Annotated in this window: 20 protein-coding genes, 10 tRNA genes and 1 rRNA gene; 28 read left to right on the forward strand and 3 right to left on the reverse strand. The window is 42.0% G+C overall.

Going from position 1 to position 22,990, the window contains the following annotated elements; translation table 11 throughout:
- From rrf to K6V43_RS07800, 17 genes are all read left to right on the forward strand, one after another.
- A 5S ribosomal RNA gene (gene rrf / locus K6V43_RS07720) occupies positions 1 to 107 on the forward strand; the annotation flags it as partial.
- 5 nt (positions 108 to 112) lie between these two features.
- Positions 113 to 185 (forward strand) — tRNA-Asn (locus K6V43_RS07725).
- A gap of 21 nt (positions 186 to 206) precedes the next feature.
- Positions 207 to 278 (forward strand) — tRNA-Glu (locus K6V43_RS07730).
- A gap of 6 nt (positions 279 to 284) precedes the next feature.
- Positions 285 to 374, forward strand: a tRNA-Ser gene (locus K6V43_RS07735).
- A gap of 11 nt (positions 375 to 385) precedes the next feature.
- Positions 386 to 459: transfer RNA gene (locus K6V43_RS07740), tRNA-Met, on the forward strand.
- A gap of 22 nt (positions 460 to 481) precedes the next feature.
- Positions 482 to 554: transfer RNA gene (locus K6V43_RS07745), tRNA-Phe, on the forward strand.
- A 15-nt stretch (positions 555 to 569) separates the two neighbouring features.
- Positions 570 to 650: transfer RNA gene (locus K6V43_RS07750), tRNA-Tyr, on the forward strand.
- A 7-nt stretch (positions 651 to 657) separates the two neighbouring features.
- Positions 658 to 728: transfer RNA gene (locus tag K6V43_RS07755), tRNA-Trp, on the forward strand.
- Positions 729 to 735: 7 nt separating this feature from the next.
- Positions 736 to 808, forward strand: a tRNA-His gene (locus K6V43_RS07760).
- Between the two features lie 11 nt (positions 809 to 819).
- A tRNA-Gln gene (locus tag K6V43_RS07765) sits at positions 820 to 891 on the forward strand.
- An 11-nt stretch (positions 892 to 902) separates the two neighbouring features.
- Positions 903 to 986: transfer RNA gene (locus K6V43_RS07770), tRNA-Leu, on the forward strand.
- A gap of 347 nt (positions 987 to 1,333) precedes the next feature.
- Positions 1,334 to 1,777: a zinc-dependent MarR family transcriptional regulator gene (locus tag K6V43_RS07775; RefSeq protein WP_024404807.1), complete on the forward strand. Its 444-nt coding sequence runs from the start codon at positions 1,334 to 1,336 to the stop codon at positions 1,775 to 1,777.
- Positions 1,778 to 2,482: a metal ABC transporter ATP-binding protein gene (locus K6V43_RS07780; RefSeq protein ID WP_222382507.1), complete on the forward strand. Its 705-nt coding sequence runs from the start codon at positions 1,778 to 1,780 to the stop codon at positions 2,480 to 2,482.
- A complete protein-coding gene (locus tag K6V43_RS07785) occupies positions 2,475 to 3,287 on the forward strand; it encodes a metal ABC transporter permease (protein ID WP_024392652.1) in 813 nt (270 codons plus the stop codon). The genes K6V43_RS07780 and K6V43_RS07785 overlap by 8 nt, the downstream gene beginning before the upstream one ends.
- A gap of 9 nt (positions 3,288 to 3,296) precedes the next feature.
- Entirely contained in the window at positions 3,297 to 4,805 is a 1,509-nt protein-coding gene (locus K6V43_RS07790; RefSeq protein WP_222382508.1) for a zinc ABC transporter substrate-binding protein AdcA, read from the forward strand.
- A gap of 100 nt (positions 4,806 to 4,905) precedes the next feature.
- The gene (locus K6V43_RS07795) at positions 4,906 to 5,355 is read left to right on the forward strand and encodes a CopY/TcrY family copper transport repressor (protein WP_222382509.1); all 450 of its coding nucleotides are present in this window, start codon (positions 4,906 to 4,908) and stop codon (positions 5,353 to 5,355) included.
- A 167-nt stretch (positions 5,356 to 5,522) separates the two neighbouring features.
- Positions 5,523 to 5,732 (forward strand): heavy-metal-associated domain-containing protein, encoded by a 210-nt coding sequence (locus K6V43_RS07800; RefSeq protein ID WP_024392655.1) that lies wholly within the window; start codon positions 5,523 to 5,525, stop codon positions 5,730 to 5,732.
- A 27-nt stretch (positions 5,733 to 5,759) separates the two neighbouring features.
- On the opposite strand, the gene K6V43_RS07805 is transcribed toward K6V43_RS07800, so the two are convergent.
- Together K6V43_RS07805 and tyrS are read right to left on the reverse strand one after the other, a co-directional pair.
- Positions 5,760 to 6,137 (reverse strand): HIT family protein, encoded by a 378-nt coding sequence (locus K6V43_RS07805; RefSeq protein ID WP_222382510.1) that lies wholly within the window; start codon positions 6,135 to 6,137, stop codon positions 5,760 to 5,762.
- Between the two features lie 56 nt (positions 6,138 to 6,193).
- On the reverse strand, positions 6,194 to 7,450 hold the full coding sequence (tyrS, locus tag K6V43_RS07810) for a tyrosine--tRNA ligase (RefSeq protein WP_222382511.1): 1,257 nt from the start codon (positions 7,448 to 7,450) through the stop codon (positions 6,194 to 6,196).
- Positions 7,451 to 7,601: 151 nt separating this feature from the next.
- Between tyrS and pbp1b the strand changes: the two genes are divergently transcribed.
- The 4 genes from pbp1b (at position 7,602) to K6V43_RS07830 (ending at position 18,186) form a co-directional block, all read left to right on the forward strand.
- A complete protein-coding gene (gene pbp1b / locus K6V43_RS07815; RefSeq protein ID WP_222382512.1) occupies positions 7,602 to 9,950 on the forward strand; it encodes a penicillin-binding protein PBP1B in 2,349 nt (782 codons plus the stop codon).
- Positions 9,951 to 10,286: 336 nt separating this feature from the next.
- Positions 10,287 to 13,859 (forward strand): DNA-directed RNA polymerase subunit beta, encoded by a 3,573-nt coding sequence (gene rpoB / locus K6V43_RS07820; RefSeq protein WP_024385118.1) that lies wholly within the window; start codon positions 10,287 to 10,289, stop codon positions 13,857 to 13,859.
- A 177-nt stretch (positions 13,860 to 14,036) separates the two neighbouring features.
- The gene (gene rpoC, locus K6V43_RS07825) at positions 14,037 to 17,681 is read left to right on the forward strand and encodes a DNA-directed RNA polymerase subunit beta' (protein ID WP_222382513.1); all 3,645 of its coding nucleotides are present in this window, start codon (positions 14,037 to 14,039) and stop codon (positions 17,679 to 17,681) included.
- Positions 17,682 to 17,811: 130 nt separating this feature from the next.
- The gene (locus K6V43_RS07830; protein ID WP_222382535.1) at positions 17,812 to 18,186 is read left to right on the forward strand and encodes a DUF1033 family protein; all 375 of its coding nucleotides are present in this window, start codon (positions 17,812 to 17,814) and stop codon (positions 18,184 to 18,186) included.
- Between the two features lie 27 nt (positions 18,187 to 18,213).
- On the opposite strand, the gene K6V43_RS07835 is transcribed toward K6V43_RS07830, so the two are convergent.
- Entirely contained in the window at positions 18,214 to 19,164 is a 951-nt protein-coding gene (locus K6V43_RS07835; protein WP_222382514.1) for a S66 family peptidase, read from the reverse strand.
- Positions 19,165 to 19,251: 87 nt separating this feature from the next.
- On the opposite strand from K6V43_RS07835, the gene comGA reads away from it, so the two are divergent.
- Genes comGA through comGG form a run of 7 tightly spaced genes read left to right on the forward strand, consistent with a single transcriptional unit; the run spans position 19,252 to position 22,989 of the window.
- The gene (gene comGA / locus K6V43_RS07840) at positions 19,252 to 20,202 is read left to right on the forward strand and encodes a competence type IV pilus ATPase ComGA (protein ID WP_222382515.1); all 951 of its coding nucleotides are present in this window, start codon (positions 19,252 to 19,254) and stop codon (positions 20,200 to 20,202) included.
- Positions 20,114 to 21,151, forward strand: coding sequence for a competence type IV pilus assembly protein ComGB (comGB, locus tag K6V43_RS07845; RefSeq protein ID WP_050572985.1), 1,038 nt, complete (start codon positions 20,114 to 20,116; stop codon positions 21,149 to 21,151). The genes comGA and comGB overlap by 89 nt, the downstream gene beginning before the upstream one ends.
- A 1-nt stretch (position 21,152) precedes the next feature.
- Positions 21,153 to 21,437, forward strand: a complete 285-nt coding sequence (comGC, locus tag K6V43_RS07850) for a competence type IV pilus major pilin ComGC (RefSeq protein ID WP_160864047.1) — start codon at positions 21,153 to 21,155, stop codon at positions 21,435 to 21,437.
- On the forward strand, positions 21,421 to 21,825 hold the full coding sequence (gene comGD / locus K6V43_RS07855) for a competence type IV pilus minor pilin ComGD (protein WP_222382516.1): 405 nt from the start codon (positions 21,421 to 21,423) through the stop codon (positions 21,823 to 21,825). Before comGC ends, comGD begins: the two co-directional genes overlap by 17 nt.
- Positions 21,797 to 22,090: a competence type IV pilus minor pilin ComGE gene (comGE, locus tag K6V43_RS07860; RefSeq protein WP_024404786.1), complete on the forward strand. Its 294-nt coding sequence runs from the start codon at positions 21,797 to 21,799 to the stop codon at positions 22,088 to 22,090. The genes comGD and comGE overlap by 29 nt, the downstream gene beginning before the upstream one ends.
- Positions 22,077 to 22,511, forward strand: a complete 435-nt coding sequence (gene comGF / locus K6V43_RS07865; protein WP_222382518.1) for a competence type IV pilus minor pilin ComGF — start codon at positions 22,077 to 22,079, stop codon at positions 22,509 to 22,511. The genes comGE and comGF overlap by 14 nt, the downstream gene beginning before the upstream one ends.
- Positions 22,489 to 22,989, forward strand: a complete 501-nt coding sequence (gene comGG / locus K6V43_RS07870; protein ID WP_222382520.1) for a competence type IV pilus minor pilin ComGG — start codon at positions 22,489 to 22,491, stop codon at positions 22,987 to 22,989. Before comGF ends, comGG begins: the two co-directional genes overlap by 23 nt.
- Position 22,990: the final 1 nt, after the last annotated feature.

The following is a 22,990-nucleotide window of genomic DNA, read 5'->3' on the forward strand; positions in this document are numbered from 1 at the left end:
GATAGCCTAGGAGATACACCTGTACCCATGCCGAACACAGCAGTTAAGCCCTAGAACGCCTGAAGTAGTTGGGGGTTGCCCCCTGTTAGATACGGTAGTCGCTTAGCTATATTCCGCCATAGCTCAGTTGGTAGAGCGCATGACTGTTAATCATGATGTCACAGGTTCGAGCCCTGTTGGCGGAGTAAAGAGAAGTCTTTATTTATGGTCCGTTGGTCAAGGGGTTAAGACACCGCCTTTTCACGGCGGTAACACGGGTTCGAATCCCGTACGGACTATAATGTGGAGGATTACCCAAGTCCGGCTGAAGGGAACGGTCTTGAAAACCGTCAGGCGTGTAAAAGCGTGCGTGGGTTCGAATCCCACATCCTCCTTTACTTACTATCGCGGGATGGAGCAGCTAGGTAGCTCGTCGGGCTCATAACCCGAAGGTCGTAGGTTCAAATCCTGCTCCCGCAATTCTATTTATATTGTGGATTATGGCTCGGTAGCTCAGTTGGTAGAGCAATGGATTGAAGCTCCATGTGTCGGCGGTTCGATTCCGTCTCGCGCCATTAACTTAATATTTTGGAGAGATAGCGAAGAGGCTAAACGCGGCGGACTGTAAATCCGCTCCTTCGGGTTCGGGGGTTCGAATCCCTCTCTCTCCATACCTTTACGGGCATAGTTTAAAGGTAGAACTAAGGTCTCCAAAACCTTCAGTGTGGGTTCAATTCCTACTGCCCGTGTTCTATGGCGGGTGTGGTGAAGTGGTTAACACATCAGATTGTGGCTCTGACATTCGGGGGTTCGATTCCCCTCACTCGCCTATTTTAGTATTGGGGTATCGCCAAGCGGTAAGGCAAGGGACTTTGACTCCCTCATGCGTTGGTTCGAATCCAGCTACCCCAGTTTAACTATATGCCGGCGTGGCGGAATTGGCAGACGCGCTGGACTCAAAATCCAGTGTCCGCAAGGACGTGCCGGTTCGACCCCGGCCGCCGGTATAGTTTAAAAGACAAGGTTTCTAAGCCTTGTCTTTTGTTTTGAGGTTATAAAATTTAAAGTTGAGCCCTAAAAAATTACTATTCTCTTTATCTAGTTGGTTAATCCGACGGAGTATAATATACACAATTTTCTGATTTTTATTTACCATTTTCAACTAACCTCTTTAATTCTAAACGTACTTTGTTGTTTTTAAGTTCTACCTTATTTTTAGTCTCAGTCTAGTTTCTAGTTTTCATGTCAGACTAGTACTTACTTTGATAAGTTAGCTTTTAAATATTTTTTTCTTGTTTTTTTCTTGTTAGTATGATATACTTAACAAGTTAATTAAAAGGTTAAGGATGTGTTTATGAGCCAATTTGCATTAGATATTGAGAAGTGTTTGCATGAAATTGTTTTGAGTTCTGAGAACCAGTTGGAAATATTGGTTGGTTCTTGTCAAAGTACGGTGAAGTTGACGAATACGCAGGAGCATATTTTGATGCTGATTGAAAAAGCTGCGTATACTAATACTGAAATTGCAAAGCAGCTGAATGTTAGTCAAGCCGCTATTACAAAGGCTACTAAATCTTTGGTTGCTCAGGGCTTATTAGTAGCAGTAAAGGATTCAAAGGATGCACGTATTGTTCGTTTTAGTCTGACTGAGGCTGCAAAACCTATTGCTGCGGAGCATGCGCATCATCATGCCCATACTTTGGAAGCATATGAAGAACTGTTAGGTAATTATAGTCTTGACGAACAAGAGCTGATTGCAAGATTTTTGAATGAGTTAGTGGAGAAAATTAGAAAATAAATGAGATATATTACTGTGGAAGATTTGTCGTTTTACTACGACAAGGAGCCAGTTTTGGAAAATATCCATTACCATTTAGATAGTGGTGAATTCGTTACATTAACTGGTGAGAATGGGGCGGCGAAATCTACTCTAATTAAAGCAACTTTAGGGATATTAAAGCCAAAACATGGAAAGGTCATTATTGCAGAAAAAAGTATAAAAGGTAAGAAATTACGAATGGCTTACTTACCTCAGCAGATAGCAAGTTTTAATGCTGGCTTTCCGAGTACAGTTTATGAGTTTGTAAAATCTGGTCGTTACCCTCGGCAAGGGTGGTTCCGTCGATTGACAGCTCATGATGAGGAACATGTTCGGATAAGTCTGGAATCAGTTGGAATGTGGGAACATCGGGATAAGCGCTTAGGTGCCTTGAGTGGTGGGCAGAAGCAACGTGCTGTCATTGCGCGTATGTTTGCCTCTGATCCAGATATTTTTATTCTGGATGAGCCTACTACTGGTATGGATGCAGGGACAAAGGATGCCTTTTACCAGCTCATGCATCACTCAGCCAAAAAGCATGGTAAGTCTGTATTGATGATTACTCATGATCCCGATGAATTGAATAAATACGCTGATCGTAATATTCACCTGGTTCGTGATCAACAGTCTCCTTGGCGTTGTTTCAATGTTCATGAAACAGATGAGGAGGTTGCCCATGTTTGATTTATCTGTATTTAATTACGACTTCATGCAACGCGCTTTTCTGGCGATTATTGCCATGAGTTTCTTTTCACCGATCCTAGGGGTTTTCTTAATCCTTAGGCGTCAAAGCCTAATGTCAGATACCCTCAGTCACGTTTCTTTAGCTGGTGTTGCATTCGGTTTGGTTTTGGGTATTTCGCCTACTCTTTCGACTGTTCTTGTCGTTATTGTGGCGGCTGTATTTTTGGAATATTTGAGGACTATTTATAAAAACTTTATGGAAATCGGAACGGCAATTCTTATGTCGACTGGTTTGGCGATTTCGTTAATTGTTATGAATAAATCAGGAGGAAAGTCTGGACTTAGTTTGGAACAATACCTTTTTGGTTCGATTGTAACAATTAGTCAAGAGCAAGTAGTTGCTTTATTTGTGATTGCTTTGATTGTTATTCTATTGACGTTGTTATTTTTACGTCCTATGTATATTCTTACCTTTGATGAAGATACCGCATTTGTAGATGGATTGCCTGTTAGAGCCATGTCCATTGCCTTTAATGTAGTTACTGGTGTTGCGATTGCTCTTATGATTCCTGCTGCGGGGGCTTTATTGGTTTCAACCATTATGGTTCTACCTGCTTCTATTGCCTTACGACTTGGTAAGAGTTTTAAAGCTGTTATCTTTACGGGGATGGCAATTGGCTTTTTAGGAATGGTGACAGGTTTGATGACATCCTATTATGCAGAAACCCCAGCAAGTGCAAGTATTACCTTGATTTTCATTAGTATTTTCTTACTGGTGAATGTTGTTCAAAAATTTAAAAAATAAGGAGTTATGATGAAAAAAGTTGGATTGCTATTTGTGTCTATTTCAGCTTTGCTTTTAGGAGCTTGTGGCAATAGCACAGCTTCTGAAGATGGGAAGTTGAATATTGTAACAACCTTTTATCCTGTTTATGAGTTCACCAAGCAGGTGGCAGGTGATGAGGCAAATGTTGATCTGTTGGTTAAGGCTGGAACAGAAGTTCATGATTATGAACCTTCAGCAAAAGATATTGCTCGGATTCAAGAAACTGATGTTTTTGTTTACGAAAATGAAAATATGGAAACATGGGTTCATGATGTTGAGAAATCTATTGACACCTCAAAGGTCAGTGTGATTAGTGCAACGGAAGGGATGCTCTTGTTACCAGGTAGTGAAGAAGGTGAGGATCATGACCATAGTGAGGAGGGGCATAGCCATGCTTATGATCCGCATGTGTGGTTGTCTCCTGCACGTGCAATTACTCTTGTAGAATCTATTCGTGATAGTTTGGTAGCTAAATACCCAGAAAAGGAAGTTACTTTTGAAACAAATGCGGCAGCCTATATTGAGAAATTAGATGCATTGGATGCTAAATATTCTGAGACATTATCTGCCGCTAAACAGAAGTATTTTGTTACTCAACATACAGCTTTTGCATATTTGGCTTTAGATTATGGTTTGAAACAAGTTTCAATCACAGGTGTTGCTGCGGATGAAGATCCTACCCCTTCGCGGTTAGCCGAATTGACCGACTATATCAACAAATATGGAATCAAGTATATATACTTTGAAGAAAATGCGTCGAAATCTGTTGCTGAAACACTCGCAAATGAAACAGGTGTTCAGCTAGATGTTCTGAATCCTCTTGAAAGTTTGACAGATGAAGATATGAAAAATGGTAAGGATTATATTTCTGTTATGGAAGATAATCTGACTGCCCTTGAAAAAACAACTTCTCAAGCTGGTTCTGAAATTCTACCAGAGGATGGGGCTGAGACTGCACAAACGGTCTATAATGGGTATTTTGAAGACAGTGCTGTAAAAGATCGTACACTCTCAGACTATGCAGGCGAATGGCAATCTGTTTATCCATATTTGCTTGATGGGACCTTAGATCAAGTCTGGGATTATAAGGCTAAACTGAAAGGCGATATGACAGCTGATGAGTATAAGGCATATTACGATACAGGCTACAAAACAGATGTTAATCAAATTAACATTACAGATAATACCATGGAATTTGTAGTGGGAGATAAGAAAGAAAAATTCACGTATAAGTATGTGGGTTATAAGATTTTGACCTACAAAAAAGGAAATCGTGGCGTTCGTTTCTTGTTTGAGGCAACAGATGAAAATGCAGGAAACTACAAGTATGTTCAATTTAGCGATCACAATATTGCCCCTGTTAAAACAGGTCACTTCCATATCTATTTTGGTGGAGAGAGTCAAGATAAGCTTTTGGAAGAATTGGAAAACTGGCCGACTTACTACCCTGTTGGTTTGACTGGTTTGGAAATTGGTCAGGAAATGCTGGCTCATTAAGAGAAAAAAGACTGGACGAGAGGTTCAGTCTTTCTTCTTGACATTTTTTGACTACAGTTGTAAACTGAAATTGTAGAAATAGATTCATGGAGGTGAGATTGTGGAGCAAGCTATTTCAGCTGCAGAGTGGCAGGTGATGCGGGTTCTGTGGGCGCAGCCGGGAACGACTTCTCAGGAAATTATCCAGGCCTTGCAGGAGGGATTTGATTGGCAGGCGACGACTATTAAGACACTTTTGGGGCGACTGCGGAAGAAAAACTATTTGCGTATGACCAAGGAAACAAGCAAGTATCACTATTATCCGCTGATTAGTGAAGAGGAACATTTGCAGGGGCAGGTGGAGCTCTTATTGGCTACCATATGCTCCACGAAGCAGGGGCAACTGGTTGAAAAGCTGCTGGACACAGGGACATTTTCCCAAAAAAGCCTTGAGAATATCGCCGGCAAAATCTCGCAGTTACAAAAGACGGCACCTGAGAGTATTGTCTGTCAGTGTCTGCCAGGTCAATGTACTTGTGGTCATCATCAAACACTTCAAAAATCGACATAAGGTGTGTTGATTAAATGAGTGTAAAATTTGAGTGGTGTTACTTGAAAAGGAGTAAGTACCAGAGTTCAATCTTTGGCTTAAGGGTGTGAACAGAGTTTGCTCAATTTGCAAACCTTTAGAGTTGTGCTACTTTTTATTTTTATTGTGAAAGAACGAGGAGAAAAATCATGAAACAAACCTTGAAATTGAAAAATTTATCTTGTCAAAACTGTGTGAAGCATGTGACCAATCATTTCTTGGAAATGGATGGGGTAGATGAGGTATCAATCCAGTTGGAAGAGCAGTTAGCAGAAGTACAAACTTCTGTGGAACATAGCTTGGAGCGTTATAAAGAAGCCTTGGAAGATACTGTCTATGAGGTGGTAGAATTAGTGTAGGAGTAAAAGCAGCCGTCGAGTTGCTTTTTATAATGCTTTGAGAAAGTGAGTCAGATCCAGTTGCACTTGTGCAAGCAAAATTTGGTCCCAGAAACCGTCTGATCGAAAGCGTGGAATCAGGTGGACATGGAAATGGGTACCAGCATCAAACAAGCGATCATTGCAAGCTATGGTCACACCGTCAATTGCCAATGCTTGACAGAGTTTTTCAGTCAATAAGACTTCCAAGTCCGACAGTTCATAGCGAACAGCAGGAGGGACTTGGTGGAGCGTGTCATAGTGTTTCTTGCTGATAATCAGTAGATGTCCAGTTTGGACAGGGTCAATATCCCAGACGACCTTGAGATGTTCCGTCTGGTAGAGAATGTCATTATCATTGAGTTGGTGACAAAAAATGCAGGTCATGTCTTTTCTCCTAGGTTAGCAGAAAAGGAAATCACATAGGATTTCCTTGAAAAATATTAATAAGTCAAAACAGAATATTTCTTCTTCCCACGACGGATAACGGTCAACTCGCCGTCAATCTTGTCGCTGTCAGAAAGAGTATAGTCCAAATCCTGCACACGCTCACCGTTGACATAGATGGCACCATTTGCTACGTCTTCACGAGCCTGGCGTTTTGAGTTGACAATACCAGAGGTAACTAAGAGTTCAACGATGTTGAGGTTGTCTTCAGCCTGGACAGCGTAGTTTGGAACGTTGCTGAGGCCCTGTTTAAGTTCTTTTGCGGATAGGTTTTTGATGTTGCCAGCGAACAATTGCTCGGTGATGTTAAGTGCTTGGTTATAGGCGTCTTCACCGTGGACCAATGTCACGACTTCCTTAGCCAAAATCTTCTGAGCTAGGCGTTCATGACGGGCAGCATCAAATTTTTCTTCAATCTCAGCAATCTCATCAAGTGACAAGAAAGTAAAGATTTTCAAGAAACGAACGGCATCGTCGTCCATGACATTGAGCCAGAATTGGTACATTTCATACGGTGAAGTCTTGTCGGCATCAAGCCAAACAGCGTTACCTTCCGACTTACCAAACTTCTTACCGGTTGAGTCGGTAATGAGAGGAACAGTCATCACGTGACCAGTTCTATCAGCTTTGCGACGTAGCAATTCCGTGCCGGCGGTCATATTGCCCCATTGATCTGAACCACCAATTTGCAATGTAACATTATGCTTATCATTCAACTCATAGAAATCATACCCTTGCATGATTTGGTAGGCAAATTCAGTGTAAGAAATTCCTGTTTCAATCCGTTTTTTTACAGAATCTTTGCTCATCATGTAGTTGACAGTGAAGTATTTACCGACATCACGAAGGAAGTCAATGAAGCTAATATCTGAGAACCAGTCGTAGTTATTGACCATTTCGGCCTTGTTATCACCATTTTCAAAATCCAAGAAGCGAGAGAGCTGACCTTGGATCTTTGTTACCCAACCGTCTACTGTATCTTTGGTTTGCAAGCTCCGCTCCGCATCCTTGAAGGAAGGGTCGCCAATCAGACCAGTAGCTCCACCAACTAGAGCGTAAGGTTTGTGCCCTGCTAATTGCAAGTGACGGCAGACGAGGATTGGCACCAAATGCCCCAAATGCAGGCTGTCGGCAGTTGGGTCGTAGCCAGAATAATAGGATACTTGCCCTTCTGTCAATGCTTTTACCAAGGCTTCTTCGTCTGTCGTTTGAAAGACCAGGCCGCGAGCTTTCAGTTCTTCAAAAATGTTCATGTAGGCTGTCTCCTTTTGATTGAATAGTTAGACCCAAGTCATATTTTAAAGTATTTGGGTCGAACTTTGTATTAAAAAATTCCCTCCTATTATACCATGAAATTGCGGAAAATAAACATATTTTGGTATAATGGTATGATAAGGAGTTACTATGGCGACTAAATCAGAAAAACAAGATAATCAAAAGAAAAATAGTGTCCTCAATTTAGGTGATCTAGTAGGAGTACTTCTCCGTTCACTGAAGCTCTTATTGAACTCAGTTACAGTATTAATACTTCTCTTTGGGATTTTAGGAGCAGGTATTGGGGTTGGTTTTGTTGTAAGTCTTTTCGACAAAGTTGAAGTTCCAAAGACAGAGGAATTGTTAAAGGAAGTTTCAAATGTCAGTAGCGTGTCTAAACTCGTCTATTCAGATGGTACTCTTATTTCAGAAGTAAATTCAGATTTGCTACGAATTCCGATTGGCACAGATGATATTTCTGAATACTTAAAACAAGCAGTTATTGCTACAGAAGACGTAACTTTTGAAAGTCATAATGGGATTGTTCCTAAGGCAGTGTTGCGCGCAGCATTAGGTTCTGTGGGACTAGGATCATCTACAGGTGGTTCGACATTAACGCAACAGCTGATAAAACAGCAGTTAGTAGGGGATGCGCCAACTTTTACTCGTAAAGCAAACGAGATTGTGGCTGCGTTAGCCTTAGAACGTAATATGAGTAAAGAGGAAATTTTAACGACCTACCTCAATGTGGCTCCCTTTGGTAGAAATAATCAAGGGAAAAATATAGCTGGGGTTGAAGAAGCTGCTCAGGGTATTTTTGGAAAATCTGCAAAAGACTTGACAGTTCCTCAAGCGGCATTCATCGCTGGATTGCCTCAAAGTCCGATTGTTTATTCACCGTATGCTTCAGATGGAACTAGAAAGCCAGACGAAGATATGGTTTATGGTCTGGAGCGATATCAGGATGTTTTATTCAATATGTACAGGGCAAGTTTTCTGTCAAAAGAAGACTACGAAACATATAAAGCATACGATATCACTCAGGATTTCAAGGCGCCTGCACCCGTAACGAAGGATACAAAAGACTATCTTTATTACGAGGTCATGGAAGAGGCAGAGCAGGTTATGTTTGATTATTTGGTCAAACGTGACAATGTTTCTGAAAATGATTTGAAAAATGATGATATTCGGACAGAGTATGAAGAAAAAGCAAGGATCGAACTTAGTCAGGGCGGATATACTGTAAAAAGCACTGTAAATAAGACGATTTACGATACAATGCAATCCGTTGTCGCAAACTATGGTAGTGTATTAGATGATGGTAATACATATGTTGAGACTGGAAGTGTCTTATTGGATAATACAACAGGGGCGATTTTAGGCTTTGTTGGTGGACGAGATTATGATAGCAATCAAAACAATCATGCATTTGATACACTTCGCTCACCAGCTTCGACAATTAAACCACTGCTTGCATATGGTATTGCAATTGATCAAGGGTTGATTGGATCGGCTAGTATTTTGTCAAATTACCCAACCAATTTTTCAAGTGGTCAACCAATTATGTATGGTACTAGTAAAGGTACAGGAATGATGAATTTACAGACGGCTATTGATATGTCTGTAAACATTCCTGCATTCTGGACCTACAAGATGATTCAAAATGCAGGTGTTAACGCCAAGGAATATATGGAAAAGATGAACTATCATATTCCGATGTATGATATTGAAAGTGTACCGTTGGGCGGAGGGGTTGAAATCTCTGTATTGACGAATACCAACGCCTATCAGACGTTGGCCAATGGGGGTGTTTATAATAAACACTACATTGTTGAAAATATCACAGCTACAGATGGAACAGTAGTGTATCAGCATGAGGCGGCACCTGTTCAAGTATACTCAAAAGCGACTGCAAGCATCATGAACCAATTGTTGAGGCAAGTAGTTAATTCTGGATATACTACTACATTTAGGAGTCGACTAAATAGTTTGAATCCTCAAGCTGCTACTTCAGATTTTGTTGGTAAAACAGGAACTAGTAATGAGGTAAACGATGTCTGGCTAATGTTATCAACTCCGAAAGTTACATTAGGAACATGGGCTGGTAATGATGATAATTCAGAAATGTATGTTTGGACGGGATACCACAATAATTCTCAATATGTTGCATACATGGTAGATGCGTTATATAATGTTGATTCAAATATGTTTGCAGGGAAATTTGAACTTGATAAAAGTGTCATCTCTTCCAGTGTAGTTGCTTCCACAGGTCAACGTCCGGGAACAACGCAAGTAAATGGTCGCCAATTTACGGTAAGCGGTGCCTTGACAACGAGTTATTGGGCGAAGAATGGCGCACCTGTTACTAGCTACAAATTTATGGTTGGTGGTACAGAGAGTGATTATTCAAAAGCTTGGGCAACTGTGTTTGGTTCAACGAATGGTACAACCACAAGTTCATCAAGATCAACAACTACATCAAGTAGTAATTCTAGATAAACTAGAATGATTTCAAGAGAATCTGGAAGTAGCCAGGAGTCTTATTACCCTATCCAACAAGGGGAATAAGGAGAAAGTAGATAGTTGATTTATTCTAGTTCTTGTGCTATAATTGTATAAATTATTTGTCGTGTGTCTTGTTTGAAATATTGTCCAAGCAAGGCTTGCAGCAGTTAAATCACACTTTTTAAAAGGAAGATTTAGCTGCTCTTTTTGTGTCTATGAAGAAGTTTTTTGAGAATTGTCACCTATTCTTAAAGATTCTAAAAATTCTAACAAAAGGCAAATGTGTTTGATTTTGCAGAAAAATCAATAGAAAAATAGAGGAGAATTAACTTGGCAGGACATGAAGTTCAGTACGGTAAGCACCGTACCCGTCGTAGTTTTTCAAGAATCAAGGAAGTTCTTGATTTACCAAATTTGATTGAAATCCAAACGGACTCTTTCCAAGACTTTTTAGATTATGGTTTGAAAGAAGTCTTTGAAGATGTACTTCCAGTTTCAAACTTTACGGATACCATGGAATTGGAATTCGTTGGTTATGAATTGAAAGAACCTAAATATACATTGGAAGAGGCGCGTGCGCATGATGCGAACTACTCAGCTCCAATCTATGTAACTTTCCGTCTGGTGAATAAAGAAACTGGCGAAATCAAGACTCAAGAAGTCTTCTTCGGTGAGTTTCCAATCATGACTGAAATGGGTACCTTCATCATCAACGGTGCAGAGCGTATCATCGTTTCTCAGTTGGTTCGTTCACCAGGTGTCTACTTCAATGATAAAGTAGATAAGAACGGTAAAGTAGGTTATGGTTCAACGGTTATTCCTAACCGTGGAGCTTGGTTGGAATTGGAAACAGATTCAAAAGACATTGCCTACACTCGTATTGACCGTACGCGTAAGATTCCATTCACAACGCTTGTTCGTGCGCTTGGTTTCTCAGGCGATGATGAAATCTTTGACATCTTCGGTGATAGCGAATTGGTTCGCAATACCATCGAAAAAGATATTCATAAAAACCCAGCAGATTCTCGTACAGATGAAGCACTTAAGGAAATCTATGAGCGCCTTCGTCCAGGTGAACCAAAGACAGCTGAAAGCTCTCGTAGCCTTTTAACAGCTCGTTTCTTTGATCCACGTCGTTACGACTTGGCACCTGTTGGTCGTTATAAAATCAATAAAAAACTCAACCTTCGTACTCGTTTGCTCAACCAAACACTTGCTGAGCATGTGATTAACGGTGAGACAGGCGAAATCGTCTTGGAAGCTGGTACTGTATTGAGTCGTGATGTGCTTGAAAAAGTAGAAGCACAATTCGATGAGCTCAACTTGGTAGAATATATTCCAAATGACAACGCTGTTCTTCTTGAGCCAGTTCTTTTACAGAAATTCAAGATTGTAGCTCCTAAGGATCCAGAACGTGTTGTGACGGTGATTGGTAATGCGAATCCAGCAGAAAACGTACGTACAGTAACACCTGCGGACATCTTGGCTGAAATGAGCTACTTCCTCAACTTGGCTGAGGGTCTTGGTCGTGTAGATGATATTGACCACTTGGGGAACCGTCGTATTCGTGCCGTTGGTGAATTGCTTGCTAACCAAGTACGTATCGGTTTGACTCGTATGGAACGTAACTTGCGTGAGCGTATGTCTGTTCAAGACAATGAAGTATTGACGCCACAACAAATCATCAATATCCGTCCTGTTACAGCCGCAATCAAAGAATTCTTTGGTTCATCTCAGTTGTCACAGTTCATGGACCAACACAACCCACTTTCTGAGTTGTCTCACAAACGCCGTTTGTCAGCCTTAGGACCTGGTGGTTTGACTCGTGACCGTGCTGGTTATGAGGTTCGAGACGTTCACTACACTCACTATGGTCGTATGTGTCCTATTGAAACGCCTGAGGGACCTAACATCGGTTTGATCAACAACTTGTCTTCTTATGGACACCTCAACAAGTATGGCTTCATCCAAACACCATACCGCAAGATCGACCGTGCAACTGGTACAGTTACAAACGAAATCGTTTGGTTGACAGCGGATGAAGAAGATGCCTACATCGTAGCACAATCAACATCTCCACTTGATGAAAACAACCGTTTCGTTGATAAGATTGTTATGGGACGTCACCAAGGTAACAACCAAGAGTTCCCAGCAGATTCAGCAGATTTCATGGATGTTTCTCCTAAGCAGGTAGTTGCCGTTGCGACAGCATGTATTCCTTTCTTGGAAAACGATGACTCCAACCGTGCCCTCATGGGTGCCAACATGCAACGTCAGGCTGTTCCATTGATTGATCCAAAAGCACCTTACGTTGGTACTGGTATGGAATACCAGGCTGCCCACGACTCAGGTGCGGCAATCATCGCTCAACACGATGGTAAGGTTGTTTACGCAGATGCGGACAAGGTAGAAGTGCGTCGTGAAGATGGCTCGCTTGATGTCTACCACATTTCTAAATTCCGTCGTTCAAACTCTGGTACTGCCTACAACCAACGTACCCTTGTAAAATTGGGCGACGTCGTAGAAAAAGGCGACTTCATCGCAGATGGACCTTCTATGGAAAATGGGGAAATGGCTCTTGGTCAAAACCCTATCGTTGCCTACATGACGTGGGAAGGTTACAACTTCGAGGATGCGGTTATCATGTCTGAACGTCTTGTGAAAGACGATGTCTATACATCTGTTCACTTGGAAGAATACGAATCAGAAACACGCGATACCAAGTTAGGCCCTGAAGAAATCACACGCGAAATTCCAAACGTTGGTGAAGATGCTCTTCGCAACTTGGATGAAATGGGGATTATCCGTATTGGTGCCGAAGTTAAAGAGGGCGACATTCTTGTTGGTAAAGTCACACCAAAAGGTGAGAAAGATCTTTCTGCTGAAGAGCGCCTCTTACACGCTATCTTCGGTGACAAGTCACGTGAAGTACGTGATACTTCTCTTCGTGTACCTCACGGTGCCGATGGTGTCGTTCGTGATGTGAAAATCTTTACTCGTGCCAACGGTGATGAATTGCAATCAGGTGTTAACATGTTGGTTCGTGTTTACATCGCTCAAAAACGTAAGATCAAGGTCGGAGATAAGATGGCCGGTCGTCACGGTAACAAGGGTGTCGTTTCACGTATTGTACCTGTTGAGGATATGCCATATCTTCCAGACGGAACACCAGTTGACATCATGTTGAACCCACTCGGGGTGCCATCACGTATGAACATCGGTCAGGTTATGGAACTTCACTTGGGTATGGCGGCTCGCAACTTGGGTATTCATATCGCAACACCAGTTTTCGATGGTGCAAGTTCAGAAGACCTCTGGTCAACTGTTAAAGAAGCAGGTATGGATTCAGATGCCAAAACCATTCTTTACGATGGACGTACAGGTGAGCCATTTGATAACCGTGTATCTGTCGGTGTCATGTACATGATCAAGCTTCACCACATGGTTGACGACAAGCTTCACGCCCGTTCAGTCGGACCATACTCACTCGTTACCCAACAGCCACTCGGAGGTAAGGCTCAGTTTGGTGGTCAGCGTTTCGGTGAGATGGAGGTTTGGGCCCTTGAAGCCTACGGTGCTTCTAACGTCCTTCAAGAAATCTTGACTTACAAGTCAGATGATGTGACAGGCCGTCTTAAAGCCTATGAAGCCATCACCAAAGGTAAACCAATTCCAAAACCAGGTGTTCCAGAATCATTCCGCGTTCTTGTCAAAGAATTGCAATCACTTGGTTTGGATATGCGTGTCCTTGATGAAGACAACAATGAAGTAGAATTGCGTGACCTTGATGAAGGTGAAGATGATGACATCATCCACGTAGATGATCTTGAAAAAGCACGTGCAAAAGCCGCAGCTGACGCAGCCGCAGCCTTTGCAGCAGAAGAAGCAGAAGGCAAAGAATAATTAGAATGGATGGAACAAGTTGGTCCAAATCTCAGAACTGAAAGAGATAAGAACCAACGGTCTTCCTCCGTCTGATTTATAGAAAAATAGCTTACCAGCTACCCATTCTGCTGATTATTGTTCAAGAATTTGAGGTATGGGAATCCAGCCTCTCACAAGAAAAGAAAGGGATTATTAGTGGTTGACGTAAATCGATTTAAAAGTATGCAAATCACGTTAGCTTCACCAAGTAAGGTTCGTTCATGGTCTTACGGTGAGGTTAAAAAACCTGAAACAATCAACTATCGTACACTTAAACCAGAACGTGATGGACTCTTTGACGAAGTCATCTTTGGTCCAACAAAAGACTGGGAGTGTTCATGTGGTAAATACAAGCGTATCCGTTATAAAGGGATTACTTGTGACCGCTGTGGTGTTGAAGTGACTCGTGCAAAAGTACGTCGTGAACGTATGGGACACATTGAGTTGAAAGCACCAATTTCACACATTTGGTATTTCAAAGGTATTCCAAGTCGTATGGGCTTGACCTTGGATATGAGCCCACGTGCGCTTGAGGAAGTTATCTACTTCGCAGCTTACGTAGTGATTGATCCGAAAGATACACCGCTTGAGCACAAGTCAATCATGACTGAGCGCGAATACCGTGAGCGTTTGCGTGAATATGGCTATGGTTCATTCGTTGCTAAAATGGGTGCAGAAGCGATTCAAGACCTCTTGAAACAAGTCGATCTTCCAAAAGAAATCGCAGCCTTGAAAGAAGAATTGAAAACAGCTTCTGGTCAGAAACGCATTAAAGCAGTGCGTCGTTTGGATGTATTGGATGCCTTCTACAAATCTGGTAACAAGCCTGAGTGGATGATTCTCAATATCCTTCCAGTTATTCCACCAGATTTGCGTCCGATGGTTCAGTTGGATGGTGGCCGTTTTGCCGCATCTGACTTGAACGAACTCTACCGCCGTGTTATCAACCGTAACAACCGTTTGGCTCGTCTCTTGGAACTTAACGCTCCAGGTATCATCGTACAAAACGAAAAACGTATGCTCCAAGAAGCTGTGGATGCTTTGATTGACAACGGTCGCCGTGGTCGTCCAATCACAGGACCAGGTAGCCGTCCGCTTAAATCACTCAGCCACATGCTTAAAGGTAAGCAAGGACGTTTCCGTCAAAACTTGCTTGGTAAGCGTGTTGACTTCTCAGGACGTTCCGTTATCGCCGTTGGTCCAACTCTTAAAATGTACCAATGTGGTGTGCCACGTGAAATGGCTATCGAGCTCTTCAAACCGTTTGTCATGCGCGAAATCGTTGCCCGTGATATTGCTGGTAACGTAAAAGCTGCAAAACGTTTGATTGAACGTGGTGATGACCGTATTTGGGATATCTTGGAAGAAGTGATCAAAGAACACCCAGTTCTTTTGAACCGGGCACCTACCCTTCACCGTTTGGGTATCCAGGCTTTTGAGCCAGTTCTGATCGACGGTAAAGCCCTTCGTTTGCACCCGCTTGTCTGTGAAGCCTACAACGCCGACTTTGACGGTGACCAGATGGCGATTCACGTTCCATTGTCAGAAGAAGCACAAGCAGAAGCACGAATCCTTATGCTTGCGGCAGAACACATCCTTAACCCTAAAGATGGTAAACCAGTCGTAACACCATCTCAGGATATGGTTTTGGGTAACTACTACTTGACCATGGAAGATGCTGGTCGTGAAGGTGAAGGTATGGTCTTCAAGGATGCAGATGAGGCTGTTATGGCTTACCGCAATGGCTATGTTCACTTGCATACTCGTGTTGGTATCGCAACAGATAGCCTTGATAAACCTTGGAAAGATAACCAAAAACACAAGGTCATGATGACAACTGTCGGAAAAATCTTGTTCAACGCGATTATGCCAGAAGGACTTCCATACTTGCAAGAGCCAAATAATGCTAACTTGACAGAAGGAACTCCAGATAAATACTTCTTGGAACCAGGATCAGATATCAAGGCTGCTATTGCAGAATTGCCAATCAACCCACCATTCAAGAAGAAAAATCTTGGTAATATCATCGCTGAAATCTTCAAGCGTTTCCGCACAACTGAAACATCAGCCCTGCTTGACCGTTTGAAAGACTTGGGTTACTATCACTCAACACTTGCTGGTTTGACAGTGGGTATTGCCGATATTCCGGTCATCGACAACAAGGCTGAAATCATTGAAGAATCTCACGAACGTGTAGAACAAATCAAGAAACAATTCCGCCGCGGTATGATTACGGATGATGAGCGTTATGCAGCTGTTACAGATGAATGGCGTTCAGCTAAGGAAAAATTGGAAAAACGTCTGGTTGAAAAACAAGATCCGAAGAACCCAATCGTTATGATGATGGACTCTGGTGCCCGTGGTAACATTTCCAACTTCTCCCAGTTGGCTGGTATGCGTGGTCTGATGTCAGCTCCGAACGGACGTATCATGGAATTGCCTATCTTGTCTAACTTCCGTGAAGGTCTTTCTGTATTGGAAATGTTCTTCTCAACTCACGGTGCCCGTAAGGGTATGACGGATACGGCCTTGAAGACAGCCGACTCAGGTTATCTGACTCGTCGTTTGGTTGACGTTGCCCAAGACGTTATTATTCGTGAAGACGACTGTGGAACAGACCGTGGTCTTGACATCCGTTCTATCACAGATGGCAAGGAAATGATTGAGCCACTTGAAGAGCGTTTGCAAGGTCGTTACACTAAGAAAACTGTTAAACATCCTGAAACGGGTGCCGTTATCATTGGTCCAAACCAATTGATTACGGAAGATATTGCCCGTGAAATTGTAAATGCAGGTGTTGAACAAGTAACCATCCGTAGCGTATTTACATGTAACACTCGTCACGGTGTCTGCCGTCATTGTTACGGTATCAACTTGGCGACAGGTGATGCGGTTGAAGTGGGTGAAGCAGTTGGTACGATTGCAGCCCAATCTATCGGTGAGCCTGGTACACAGCTTACAATGCGTACCTTCCACACGGGTGGTGTAGCCTCAAACAGCGATATCACTCAGGGTCTTCCTCGTGTCCAAGAAATCTTTGAGGCGCGCAATCCGAAAGGGGAGGCAGTTATCACTGAGGTTAAAGGTGAAGTCATCGCTATTGAAGAAGATGCTTCTACTCGTACCAAGAAAGTCTTTGTTAAAGGTAAAACTGGCGAAGGCGAATACGTGGTACCATTTACAGCCCGCATGAAAGTCGAAGTTGGTGATCAAGTTGCGAGAGGTAGCGCCCTCACTGAAGGTTCTATCCAACCAAAACGCTTGCTTGAAGTTCGTGATGTCTTGGCAGTTGAAACGTACCTTCTTTCTGAAGTTCAAAAAGTTTACCGTAGCCAGGGTGTAGAAATCGGTGACAAGCACATTGAGGTAATGGTTCGCCAAATGCTTCGTAAAGTTCGTGTCATGGATCCAGGCGATACAGATTTGCTTATGGGTACACTCATGGATATTGCAGACTTTACAGATGCCAATGCTGACGTGGTTATCGCTGGTGGTGTTCCAGCAACAGCTCGTCCAGTTCTTATGGGTATCACAAAAGCGTCCCTTGAAACCAACTCATTCTTGTCTGCCGCATCCTTCCAGGAAACAACTCGTGTCCTTACTGATGCAGCCATTCGTGGTAAACGTGATAACCTTCTTGGTTTGAAAGAGAACGTTATTATCGGTAAGATTATCCCAGCAGGTACAGGTATGGCCCGCTACCGTAATCTTGAACCACAAGCCATCAATGAAGTTGAAATCATTGAAGATACAGTAGCAGAAGAACTTGCTGAAGAAGCAAAACTTGCAGCCACTGAATAAACAGAATGCACATCTCATTTTTGAGGTGTGTTTTCTTTTTTGTCTGGCTTGTGAGGAATCCTACAAGCAGAATGTTTTTTTTTATCATACAATTTCGATATAATGTGTACGGTAAAGGAAGTGTTAAATGATGTATCAAGTTATTAAGATGTATGGAGATTTTGAACCGTGGTGGTTCTTAGATGGATGGGAAGAAGATGTTGTCAGTAGAGTGACGTACGAACGTTACGAGGATGCACTATCTGCTTTTCAGAAGGAATGGGTAAAACTTTCAGAAAGTTTTCCTATGAAAAAAAGTAAAAATGGGACAATGGTCGCTTTTTGGGATGAATCAGATCAGTACTGGTGTGAAGAATGTGATGAGTATTTACAACGGTTCCACTCCCTTATGCTGATAGAAGCGAAGGAAAATTTGCCTGCTGGACTTGCGGCTAAACAGGTGCAACAACCGAGAGTTCGCGCTTGCAAACTAAGACAAGGAAAATGTGTGAACTATGATTCATAAAAGGATTGCCCTAATGAGCAATCCTTTTTAGCTGAATCTGATAGAAAAGGCTTCGGTGTCGAGTTCAACCTGTCCACCGATTGTAATGGTAAAGAGAGGTTGGGTATGGGCAAAGTCCAAATCGTACAAAACAGGAACTTTTTTGAGAATAGGGTGCTTGTCCAAAATCGCCAACAAAATCTCCTGGGTCATCTTGGTTTCCTTAGGAAAACGACCAATGAGGACGGCTTGGGGATTGGGATAGTTTTGTAAGAGCGCAGCAAAATGCCTTGTAAATTCGGTATAGTGATCTTCTTCAGCTTCTTCAAGAAACAAGATGTACTTTTCGGGTTTCGGAACGAACTCAGTACCATGTAAGAGCGCAAAAGTAGAGAGATTTCCTCCAATAGCTGTTCCGCTAGCCTGGCCCGGATTGTAGACTTTCCATTCTGTTGGGTAAAAGGTGCGAGGGGCGTCTGGTAAGTACCAAGCATCGCTAGACCACTCAGGACTTGGAGTTAATTGATAGGTATCCTGAGTGACTGCATTTAGCCAAGATCTTGTTTGGTACTGTTGCCCTTGCTCCATTTTAAAGCTGGAATAAGCTGGGCCCATATAAGTTTGCATGCCTGTCTTGGCGTAGATGGCATTGAGTAGGGCAGTTGTATCCGAATAACCGCAGAAAATTTTCGGATTTTGTGCAATCAAATCAAAATCCAGATAGGGCAACAATTCATTGCAGTTGAAACCGCCAATGGTTGTCAGAATGGCATCAACTGTCTCATCCGCAAAGGCTACTTCTAAGTCCGCAACACGACTAGCAATCGGAGCGGAGTCAAAGATATCATTTTCAAAATAATGTTCTGAAAAAGAGTGTCTGAACCCAAGTGCTTCTAACCTTTCCTTAGCTGCTACATTAGCCTCAAAGCCACCAATTCTTTCAATAGACGAAGATGGGCTGACTACGCGTATGTGGTCGCCTTTTTTTAATCTTTTCATGGGAAACCTCCACAACTTTTTTACTATTCTAACATAAATATGCCACAAATCAATATGTTTTACGAATAAATGGAGTAGGGAGGTTATATGATTCAAGAAAAAGCAAGAAAAATGATTGAAGAAGCAGTTGTCGAAAGGGTCAGTGATATTTATTTGATTCCAAGGGGAGAAAACTACCAAGTCTATCATCGAGTAATGGATGAACGGGAATATATTCAAGAATTAGCCGAAGATGAGGTGGTGGCCATTATTAGTCATTTCAAGTTTTTAGCGGGTTTGAATGTCGGTGAAAAACGGCGTAGCCAGCAAGGCTCTTGTGACTACAATTATGGCTCAGGGGAGATTTCCCTTCGGTTATCAACGGTTGGTGATTATCGTGGTAAAGAAAGTTTGGTCATTCGTCTGCTCTATGATCAAGATCAACAACTTAAATTTTGGTTTGGAGCATTGGAGAGAATTGCACAAGAAATCAAGGGACGAGGGCTCTATCTTTTTTCAGGGCCGGTTGGTTCTGGCAAGACCACACTCATGTACCAGCTGGCGAGATTGAAATTTCCAGATAAGCAAATTCTAACTATAGAAGATCCAGTGGAAATCAAACAGGAGGATATGCTCCAACTCCAGCTCAACGAGGCAATTGGTGCTACCTATGATAATCTCATCAAACTATCACTTCGTCATCGACCAGATTTACTGATTATTGGAGAAATTCGAGATGCAGAAACTGCTCGAGCAGTGATTCGAGCTAGTTTGACAGGGGCAACGGTCTTCTCAACAGTTCACGCTAGAAGTGTTGCTGGTGTCTACGCTCGCATGTTAGAACTGGGTGTAAGTCCTGAAGAATTGAATAATGCTCTTCAAGGAATTGCCTATCAACGACTAATAGGGGGAGGAGGTGTTGTTGATTTTGCAAAAGGAAACTACCAAAACCATTCCGCCGACAAGTGGAATGAGCAAATTGATTGCCTTCTTGCAGCAGGACATATCAGTCCTCGGCAGGCAGAAACAGAAAAAATTGTCCTTGGTTCGACAGCGTAAGGTGATTGAGCTCTTTAACAATCTTTTTGCTAGTGGATTTCACTTGGGAGAAATTGTCGATTTTCTCAAACGGAGTCAACTCTTGGCTGACCAATACACGCAAGTTTTGTCCGATGGTCTTCTTGCAGGAAAGCCATTTTCAAGTCTTTTGGGAGATTTACGATTTTCGGATGCGGTTGTCACCCAGGTAGCCTTGGCGGAGGTTCATGGCAATACCAGTCTGAGTTTAAGTCATATTCAATCTTATCTTGAAAATGTTAGCAAGGTGCGTAAAAAATTGATAGAAGTAGCAACCTATCCAATCATCTTGCTTGCCTTTTTATTATTGATAATGTTGGGACTAAAAAACTATTTGTTGCCCCAGTTGGAAGAAGGAAATGTTGCGACTATATTGATTCAACACTTGCCAACAATCTTTTTATCCTTTTGTGGCCTTTTCTTTCTTGCTGTCTTAGGTGGGCTTATTTGGTATCGCAGAACAAATAAAATCAAGGCTTTTTCTCGCTTAGTAGCTCTGCCATTTTTCGGAAAACTCATCCAAACCTATTTGACCGCCTATTACGCGAGGGAGTGGGGAAGCTTGATTGGTCAGGGACTTGATATGCCTCAGATTGTGGGCTTGATGCAGGAACAAAAATCACAGCTTTTTCGTGAGATTGGTGAAGATTTAGAGCGTTCGCTTTCTGATGGGCATAGTTTCCATGCTCATATCCAAACGTATGGCTTTTTCAAACGGGAGCTGAGTCTAATGATTGAGTATGGGCAAGTCAAATCAAAATTAGGAAGTGAGTTATCTGTGTATGCAACAGAGTGTTGGGAGGAATTTTTTACTCGTGTTAATAGGGCCATGCAGTTGATTCAACCATTGGTTTTTCTCTTTGTGGCCTTAATGGTCGTTCTCATCTATGCAGCCATGTTGCTGCCAATTTATCAGAATATGGAGTTATAAAATGAAAAAAATGTTGAAAAAGAAAGTCAAAGGATTCACTTTGATTGAAATGTTAATCGTACTTGGAATTATTAGTATTCTCTTGCTATTATTTGTGCCAAATCTCAGTAAGCAGAAGCAAAAAATACAAAATGACGGAAATGCAGCTGTTGTAAAAGTTGTTGAAAGTCAAATGGATATTTATGAATTGGACCATGGTGTTCGCCCAACAGCAGAAGAATTATATAATCAACAGATGATAACCGAAGATCAACTAGAAAAATATAATAATGTACCTAAAAAATAAGGCCTTTACTCTTCTAGAGAGCTTACTAACACTAGGTGTTGTCTGTTTTCTAGCTTTGTTATTATCGGGGTCGGTGCATACTGCTTTTCAGGTAGTGCAGGAGCAGGTGTTTCTTTTGGAGTTTGAGTCCTTGTATAAAGACAGTCAAGAATTGGCCGCTAGAACTCAAGAAAAGGTAGCGCTTCGTATAGCTGGAGAAGAAGTATCAAATGGCTATCGAATCATTTCGTTGCCACCTAATGTATCCATAATAGAAGAAAAAACAATTGTGTTTCAGGATGATGGGGGTAATTCTTCCTTGGAAAAAATCAGTTTTAAGATGAGTCATGAAACAATCAAGTATCAACTATATATAGGGAGTGGTCGATATAAGAAAATTGAAGAGTAGAGCCTATGTCTTGTTAGAAAGTTTAGTTGCCCTAGCCACCCTGGTAACTATTTGTAGCTTGATTTTGACAGCTATAGATACCGGAAGAAGGCAACTAGTAAACAGTTTGTACCAACAAGAAGTTTATAATGTTGCAAAGATGGCAGTTCAGACAGGGGAATCCCATTTAGAGCTAAACGAGGTTGAAGTTTCAGTACAACGAACATCTCGTGAACTTATCGTTTACCATGAAGGCAAGGAGGTTATCCGGATTGAGAAAAACTAAGTTAGCCGCGTTCACCCTCTTGGAATGTTTAATTGCCTTACTCATAATTTCTGGCAGCTTGCTTGTGGTTGAAGGTTTATCAAAATTGATAGCGCATGAGGTTCGCTATCAAGAACGTTATGTAGAAAAACAGTGGTTACTATTTTGTGATCAATTACGGGTTGAATGGGAAGGAGCAAGTCTTGATCGGGTTGATTCTGGAAAGTTGTACCTAACCAAAGGGGAAAAATCATTGGCATTTGGCAAGTCTGTGGCAGATGATTTTCGCAAGACAAATGCAAATGGTCAGGGCTATCAGCCCATGTTGTACAAGGTTTATTCAGCTACTTACGCCCAACAAGGCGAGATTATACAGCTGGATGTAACATTTGAAAGTGGGGAGGAAAGGAGTTTTAGGTATGTTTTTGAAAAAACGAATTAAGGCAGGTGTTCTGCTCTATGCTCTCTTAATGCTTGCTGTCTTTAGCCTGATTCTCCAGCTCTATCTCAATAGACAATTCGCTGAAAGTCGACTAGTACAAGTAACCAAGCAAGAAGCTACTGCTTATATGATGGCTCAAATGGTATCAGAGCAAGTCAAGACAGAGTACCAGCAGGAAATCCAATTAAAGAAAGTTAGTCAGGATCAAGAAATAGCCCAACAAACTCGTCTCGAGGAAGGGAGTTCTAAGACAGATTCCCCAAACTTGGTTGAGAAACAAGCTGATCCGGAGGAGGCCACTAAGGCATCACCGACCAAAAAATCATCCAAACAATCGGTCGTAAAGAAAGGGCAGATTTCATTTCACCAGGGCCAATCAGACTATCGCATTAAAAATAATCAATTATCTGTTGTCGTAACACTAAATGGAGGTAAGCAATTCACTTACCACTTTCCAATTTCTAGTCAAATTCCTTAAA

The organism is Streptococcus suis, assembly GCF_019794615.1.
Classification (GTDB): domain Bacteria; phylum Bacillota; class Bacilli; order Lactobacillales; family Streptococcaceae; genus Streptococcus; species Streptococcus suis_AI.